This is a genomic window from Heyndrickxia sp. FW510-T9, from assembly GCF_058781025.1.
On sequence record NZ_JBYSWK010000043.1, the window covers coordinates 21,746 to 28,950 of the forward strand.

General features: G+C 36.3%; 5 protein-coding genes and 1 pseudogene. 5 read left to right on the forward strand and 1 reads right to left on the reverse strand.

From position 1 onward, the window contains the following. Window positions 1-48: 48 nt before the first annotated feature. Window positions 49-1,680 carry a thiamine pyrophosphate-binding protein gene (locus tag AC3WJF_RS17875; protein WP_492454618.1) on the forward strand — a complete coding sequence of 544 codons (1,632 nt, stop codon included), beginning with the start codon at window positions 49-51 and terminating at the stop codon, window positions 1,678-1,680. Window positions 1,681-1,758: 78 nt separating this feature from the next. On the opposite strand, the gene AC3WJF_RS17880 is transcribed toward AC3WJF_RS17875, so the two are convergent. Continuing rightward, complete coding sequence (locus AC3WJF_RS17880) at window positions 1,759-2,394, reverse strand: hypothetical protein (RefSeq protein WP_492454620.1); 636 nt, start codon at window positions 2,392-2,394, stop codon at window positions 1,759-1,761. A gap of 307 nt (window positions 2,395-2,701) precedes the next feature. On the opposite strand from AC3WJF_RS17880, the pseudogene AC3WJF_RS17885 reads away from it, so the two are divergent. The 4 genes and pseudogenes from AC3WJF_RS17885 (at window position 2,702) to AC3WJF_RS17900 (ending at window position 6,894) form a co-directional block, all read left to right on the forward strand. After that, window positions 2,702-3,021, forward strand: a pseudogene (locus AC3WJF_RS17885) (DUF2628 domain-containing protein). Between the two features lie 154 nt (window positions 3,022-3,175). Next, window positions 3,176-4,495 (forward strand): metallophosphoesterase, encoded by a 1,320-nt coding sequence (locus tag AC3WJF_RS17890; RefSeq protein WP_492454622.1) that lies wholly within the window; start codon window positions 3,176-3,178, stop codon window positions 4,493-4,495. A gap of 248 nt (window positions 4,496-4,743) precedes the next feature. After that, the gene (locus AC3WJF_RS17895; RefSeq protein ID WP_492454623.1) at window positions 4,744-5,499 is read left to right on the forward strand and encodes a WecB/TagA/CpsF family glycosyltransferase; all 756 of its coding nucleotides are present in this window, start codon (window positions 4,744-4,746) and stop codon (window positions 5,497-5,499) included. A gap of 345 nt (window positions 5,500-5,844) precedes the next feature. After that, entirely contained in the window at window positions 5,845-6,894 is a 1,050-nt protein-coding gene (locus tag AC3WJF_RS17900) for a glycosyltransferase family 4 protein (RefSeq protein WP_492454625.1), read from the forward strand. Window positions 6,895-7,205 lie beyond the last annotated feature (311 nt).

Consider the following 7,205-nt stretch of genomic DNA (forward strand, 5'->3'; position numbering starts at 1 on the left):
TGCAATTTATGCAAGCTAATTTTTTCTCAAAGTATAGGAGGAATTTTCATGAAAGCAGCACGTGCAGTACTAGAGTTTTTAAAAGGAAATGGAGTAAAACATATCTTCGGAATTCCAGCAGGATCCGTCAATGCTTTATTCGATGAACTTACGGAAATACCAGAAATCACCCCAATCGTAACGAAGCATGAAGGTGCAGCAGCATATATGGCAGCTGCTTATGCAAAATATACAAATCATCTAAGCGTATGTGTCGGTTGTAGCGGCCCCGGTGGAACAAACTTAGTAACAGGTGCAGCAAATGCGATGCGCGAACATTTACCGGTTTTATTTTTAACGGGAGCCGTTCCGGTGAATACAATTGGATTGAATGCGTCGCAAGAATTAGATGCCGAGCCTATCTTTCGTCCGATTACTAAATACAGTACAACTGTGAAAAATTCTAAGGATCTTCTGAAAGAGGTTGTAAAAGCTACTGAAATTGCGATTTCAGGAGTTCCTGGCCCAGTCCATATTGCGATGCCGATTGATATTCAACATGAAGTAGTAGATCAGCTCATTTCTGCTCCTCCAAAAAGAAAACCGATCATTCCAAATCTTGAAACTATCAAGGAAGTAGCGAATCAGTTAGCAAATAGGAAGAAGGGGTATATTTTAGCAGGGCAAGGTGTTCGAAATTCCGTGGACCAGTTATTGGAACTAGCAGAAATTCTCGGGTGGCCGATTATGACGACACCACAAGCAAAAGGATATATTAAGGAGGATCATCCACTGCTTACCGGCGTGTTTGGCTTTGCGGGACATGAAGCGGCTTCTTCCTTGATTAATGATGGGGATGGACAAGCATTATTAATAGTCGGCTCAAGTCTTGGGGAAACAGCAACCAATAACTATAACGGTAATATTACGAAAGACCGTTTCACCGTCCAAATGGATTTTGATGAAACAGTTTTTAATCGAAAATATCCAGTTGATATCCCCGTATTAGGAGATATCAATATAAGCTTAGCATTTCTAATAGAAGAATTAAGAGCATTAGGCTATAGTGAGACAAACGCAGTACCTGTTAAGAAGAATACTCATCATTCAGATGAGGAATATAATACAAAAAATGTGCTGATAAATCTCCAGAAATATTTGCCTGCAACCACAAGATATACGGTAGATATTGGTGAATTTATGTCCTATATTATTCAATACATGAAGGTGTTAGATTCAGATTCTTATAACATCAATGTTCATTTCGGTGCAATGGGGAGCGGAATTGGCGCCAGCATCGGCTCAAAATTAGCGGAACCAGAACGACCTGTCGTATGCATTACAGGGGATGGATGCTTCTTCATGCATGGGATGGAAATTTTAACAGCAAAAGAATACAACTTACCAATTTTGTTTGTCATAATGAACAATGCCCGTTTGGGAATGGTATACCATGGACATGCCCTTCAATTCAAACGAACCCATCCATCTTTTGAACAAGAAGGAGTCAATATCGCCGCAATGGCAGCGGCAATGAATATTCCAAGTTATCGAGTGAATGAATTGGCAGACTTAAAGGAAGATGTAATTCATTCCTTAATGAATGGAAACGGACCGGCTATATTAGAGATTGCTCTAGTGGATAACAATACGCCGCCAATGGGTGACCGTGTTAAGTTTCTATCTTCGTTTGGGAAATAAATACTTATTTAAGTGGATAGACTATTTTTACACAAAAAAGTTCGGGTTAATGGGGGAAACGCCCCACTAACCCGAACTTTACATATGTAGATTTGAATTCTGAATAACTTTTACAATCGCTCCAATGGTTTTCCCCTTAAAAGAATCAGGAACTGCTTGGCCCGTTGGATTTGCATAGTAGTATTTCCCTTTTTCGTCATTATAGGAGTACCCTAGTTGTACTAACATCTCTTGTAATTCTGCAGGCAATTCCTCTTTACCGGTTTGCTTCATAAAATACTCTGTTGGATATACCCAGGCATCCACATCTCCTGCTCCAGTATGGACAACAAATAAATCCTTATCATGATGAACAACCCACTGATCCTTTGAAAACAGCGAAATCCTTGCCTTTTCCAAGGATGCAATCGCATCTAAATTTATCCCAAAAACCTCATTGATCATTTTCCGAATGTCCGCACCAGTTACTTTATTTTTATGTATTTCCAAGTAAGAATCAATTACTGAAGTAGCGGTGTCTAAATTTGTTGCAGATAAAGGAGTTTTCGCTCTTAAATCAAAGTCGAAAAGTTCCTCCACTATTCTACATATCTCAGAGCTACTAATTTTCTCCGAAAAAGTATCAACCCATTTATCCATTACTTCAATTTTTGACATCGTATTAATGTTGGCTTCCAACTCCATATCCGCAAGTTCAGAATTATTTACTTCCATAAGAATAACTCCCCCATCATGAATTTGATCTTTATATCCTTATTATAGCGTTTTTACTAGAATCAAAAAATCTTGTCATAAAAAGTTTATATCGGTGCTCCTTTTGTTTTCTATATGTATACTATTATTATTCTCTATCATAAGGTAAATTTCCTATTATTAATTTAGCAGAATCATTTTTGCGATAAGGTGAAATAATTTACAGTTAAGGTAATATTACTTTCTTGTGGAAATTAATTTACAATTCAGAAAAAAGTAGTATAATTTTTATTGAATTTTATTATTCTTTTATATTTGGGGGATTACTATGCGTGGAACATTAACAAATGATGCAGGTGTATCAAAATCAGTTAAGATTGGTTTTAGCTGGACTACTTTCTTTTTTGGTTTTTTCCCAGCTTTAATAAGAGGGGACTTAAAGTGGGCGGTTATTATGTTCATCACTGCAGCTTTAGTAGGAACATTTACATTTGGCTTTGGTGCATGGATTCCTGGAATTATTTTTTTTTTGTCTACAACAAAATTTATATCAAAGATTTACTGGAAAAAGGGTATCATGCTGATGACCAAACACAAGCAGAACTAGTTAAGAGAGGAATTATCTCATCTGTTAGTTCAGCAGCTTAATAACTACTATTGTGTACGTTTTTTGCGCAATAAATTCCAATTAACATTGTAAAAGTGATTACTTAAGGATTCAGCTATGCTGGATCCTTTTTTTTATATTTGCACATCAGGAGTGGACACTAAACGTTATTGTCTAAGGGTGGTGAAATTTGAAGTGCGAATTTCACTCAGGCTTGACACCATAGAAGAATTTCCTGATTTGTGGAATGATAACTTACTTTTTGCAAAAACTATTATTCCAGACATTTTTATCTCCAGTGCTGTGGTGCTTGCGTTTTTCTATGTTGTAGAAGGGATTGACCCCATCTTGAATAAATTAAATTTACTATTTGCATTGATTTTATCATTCTCCTTTTTCACTTCATATCGAGCGGTTTTTAGTGAGGAAGTATCATCCTCTATTGTTCATCTTCGGTTATTAGAAACGACGGACTTACATGGAAATGTTTTGAATTATGATTATTTACGAGGGGCTTATACAAATGAATTCGGATTGGTTAGGACGGCATCTCTTATTAAGCAAACGCGGAAAGAAGTTTTGAATACTATGTTATTTGATAATGGAGATTTGCTTCAAGGAAATTCATTAACCGATTATGTCGTGAAAGAAAATAAAGTCCTATATGGGGAAACTCATCCAGTTTATAAGGCAATGAACCTGTTAAGGTATGATGCTGCAACATTTGGAAATCATGATTTTCATTACGGATTTGAATTTTTGCAGGAATCTATTAGTGGTGCAAATTTTCCATATGTTAATGCAAATTTGTATATTAATGACCATGATGAAATTGACATAAATGATATTCATTATTTTAACCCATATGTAATTTTAGATAAAAAAGTGACCGATATAAATGGATTTGATCATCATTTGAAGATTGGCGTGATTGGGTTTGTCACTCCAAAAGTAATGATTTGGGAGAGAAGGGCACTAGGAAAGCGTGTTAAAGTTAGGGATATTACCGCAACAGCCAAAGAGCTTATTCCGAAAATGAAAGAGGATGGCGCAGATATTATCGTTGTGCTTGCACATACAGGCTTATCCTCTACTGCAAACATGAATGAAGAAAGTTCGGTTTATCCGCTTAGTAAAGTCCCAGGTATTGATGCGATTTTGTATGGACACTCACATAAGGTCTTCCCGGATAAATCTAGATATAGAAGAGTTACAGGCATTGATAATATAGAAGGGACGATTAATGGTGTTCCTGCAGTCCAAGCGGGGAGTTGGGGAAGCCACTTAGGTCTTATTGATTTACTACTAGAGTATAAAAATGGACAATGGGTCATCATTCATTCACAATCATCTGCTAGGTCGATACTGAAAAGAACGAAAAAAGGAAATCAACCAACCGTGAAATCAGATCAGGATATCATGAATGCGATTAAAGATACACATAAAAAGACGATTCAAAATTTAGAAATCGAAAACCATGCTTTCCCAGTAAAAGCAAAAAACCTTCCAGATTAGGATTAGGATTAGGATGGACGTGCTTTTATTCGGTATATCTAAGCTTGTACCGGTAGCACTACTAACAAAAATCGAAATCTGGCTACTTATCATTGCTATAAATTCACTCTCCATGCTGCTTTCAGGGCGTGAATTTGGTGAATTATGTTGGTTTTTGTAGAAAGTTTTGGGAATCTGTCGTATATCTAATAAATCTGTTTATGCTATAATATCTAAAATTGAGTTAACGGATATATAAGGAGATAATAATGACACAAAATTTTGTATCGATATTTGATATTCCTTTCATTGATATAAATAGAAAAGATTTTGTCCAACTGTTGGAAGGACGAATTCAGCAACAAGAAAAAACATTCATTGTCACCGCAAATCCGATCATCGTTATGGAAGCAAAACAAAATGAACGGTACAAACAATATGTTGAGAAAGCTGACTTCATCACAGCAGACGGTAGTGGCATAATTCTGGCTTCTAAGTTGTTGAACCAACCTTTGCCTGAAAGGGTAACAGGGTTTGACATGATGTTAGATTTATTGCGGATTGCTAATGAAAAAAAATATCGTCTTTTTTTTCTAGGCGCAGAGCAAACTGTATTAGAACGTATGCTAGTAAATTTGAAGGAAGAATATCCAAATTTAGAAATTGCCGGTTCCCATAATGGTTTTTTTGATATGAATGACCAGACAATAGTTGAAGCGGTTCAAGCGGCAAATGCCGATTTGATTTTTGTTGCACTAGGTGTGCCGAGGCAAGAGCAGTGGATTGCTGAGAACTTAGACAAAATTGACAAGGGCATATTCATTGGGATAGGCGGAAGCTTTGACATTCTTGCGGGAAATGTGAAGCGTGCACCAGAAATTTGGCAAAAGCTTAATTTGGAATGGTTTTATCGCCTTATGAACCAACCGTCAAGATGGAAGCGCATGCTAGCATTACCCCATTTTGCAGGGTTAATAATCATACAAAAAATAAAACGGAATAAAGTGAATATAAAACCAAAATAATTTTCGGAGTGTTGTCCGCCTCGAGTATATCATTGTTGGCTGGTCTGATTTTGTTTCGCTGTTATTCGTTCTCATAAAAGCTAGTTATTAAGCGGGTTGTCGAACATATAATAACTACGGAATACAGTTGCATGTTTCCATCTGGCCAGTTTATTAATTTAAATTTAATAAACATGCTGTAATCTAAATGTAAACAAAATTAATCTATTTTTCATAATCTCCATATGCTATACTTTTTGTGATTGCAAAATTCGACTAGAATAATAGATATGTGCAGGAATTTCAGAAAGATCTTCCTGTTTTTTCAGGAGATTATTGGGCACGATATTGATAAGGAGGATGTACATGTTATATGTAACGATGTTTATATGCTTTATTAGTTCCCTAATAATTACTCCTTTAATAAAAAAATTAGCCATTAAATTAGGTGTAACAGATAAACCAAATAAGAGAAAAATTCATAAGAGCCCTATGCCACTAATGGGTGGTGTAGCTATATTTCTAAGCTTTATTATCGGATATTTCATTTTAAAACCAACGGACTTACATGTATCTGCGCTTCCGATTATCATTGGCAGTGTGATTATCCTTATTACGGGAATTTTGGATGATAAATACGAATTAAGTCCAAGATGGAAATTAGTCGGTCAAATAGCTGCAGCCCTTGTTGTTGTCTTGGGCGGTATCCAAATTGATTTTATCAATCTTCCTTTTGGTGGGAAAATTGAATTTGGCATATTTACCATTCCTTTTACGATCATTTGGATTGTCGGCGTAACAAATGCCATCAATTTCATTGACGGACTAGATGGATTGTCTGCCGGAGTTTCAGCCATTGCTTTAATTACCATCTCTTTTATGGCCGTGATCATGGGTAATTTCTTTGCAGCAGCAATTGGTGCGCTCTTATTGGCAAGTACATTAGGCTTTTTACTTTACAATTTCCACCCAGCAAAAATTTTCATGGGCGATACAGGCGCCTTATTCTTAGGCTATATGATATCTGTATTATCCCTACTTGGTTTTAAAAATATTACATTTTTTTCTTTGGTCATCCCGGTTATCATCCTTGGGGTGCCACTATCAGATACATTCTTTGCGATTATACGAAGGAAAGCAAACAAACAACCAATATCATCTCCAGATAAATCACATTTACACCATTGCTTGTTGCGCCTTGGTTTTTCCCATAGACAAACCGTCTTAATCATTTATGCAATTGCGGCAATGTTTGGTTTAGCTGGTATTATTTTTTCGATGTCCACAATGTGGGGTTCCATCATATTAGTAATTGTCCTTTTAATCGCTATTGAAATATTCGTGGAAAGCATCGACTTAGTCGGCGAAAATTATAAGCCACTTCTTAATATGGTCAGACCGAAACGTTCCGAATAAGAACGGATTATTTGCAACAATACAAAAGAGCGCATGGATTATATTGTAATCCATGCGCTTTTTTGTCTATTTTGCCCCTGTTTTCACTTTATGAGGACACAGAATCCGCTATTTGCACAAATAATGCTATTTTGGAGGTGTTTGAGGACACAGGGTACGTTAATTGGCAAAAATCATACAAAAATGATACCATTTTGGCTGAATAGAGGAACGTGTGTCCGCAAAAAACGCGAAAACACCATTTTTGTCACAGATAGCGGAACGTATGTCCACCAAACTGACAGTATGCCCATTAAAACTTGAAACACCAT

Excerpts from the sequence above, each read along its gene's own strand:
- AC3WJF_RS17900 (WP_492454625.1), top strand. The coding sequence starts at position 5,845 with ATGTTATATGTAACGATGTTTATATGCTTTATTAGTTCCCTAATAATT.
- AC3WJF_RS17875 (WP_492454618.1), top strand. The coding sequence starts at position 49 with ATGAAAGCAGCACGTGCAGTACTAGAGTTTTTAAAAGGAAATGGAGTA.
- AC3WJF_RS17895 (WP_492454623.1), top strand. The coding sequence starts at position 4,744 with ATGACACAAAATTTTGTATCGATATTTGATATTCCTTTCATTGATATA.
- AC3WJF_RS17880 (WP_492454620.1), bottom strand. The coding sequence starts at position 2,394 with ATGGAAGTAAATAATTCTGAACTTGCGGATATGGAGTTGGAAGCCAAC.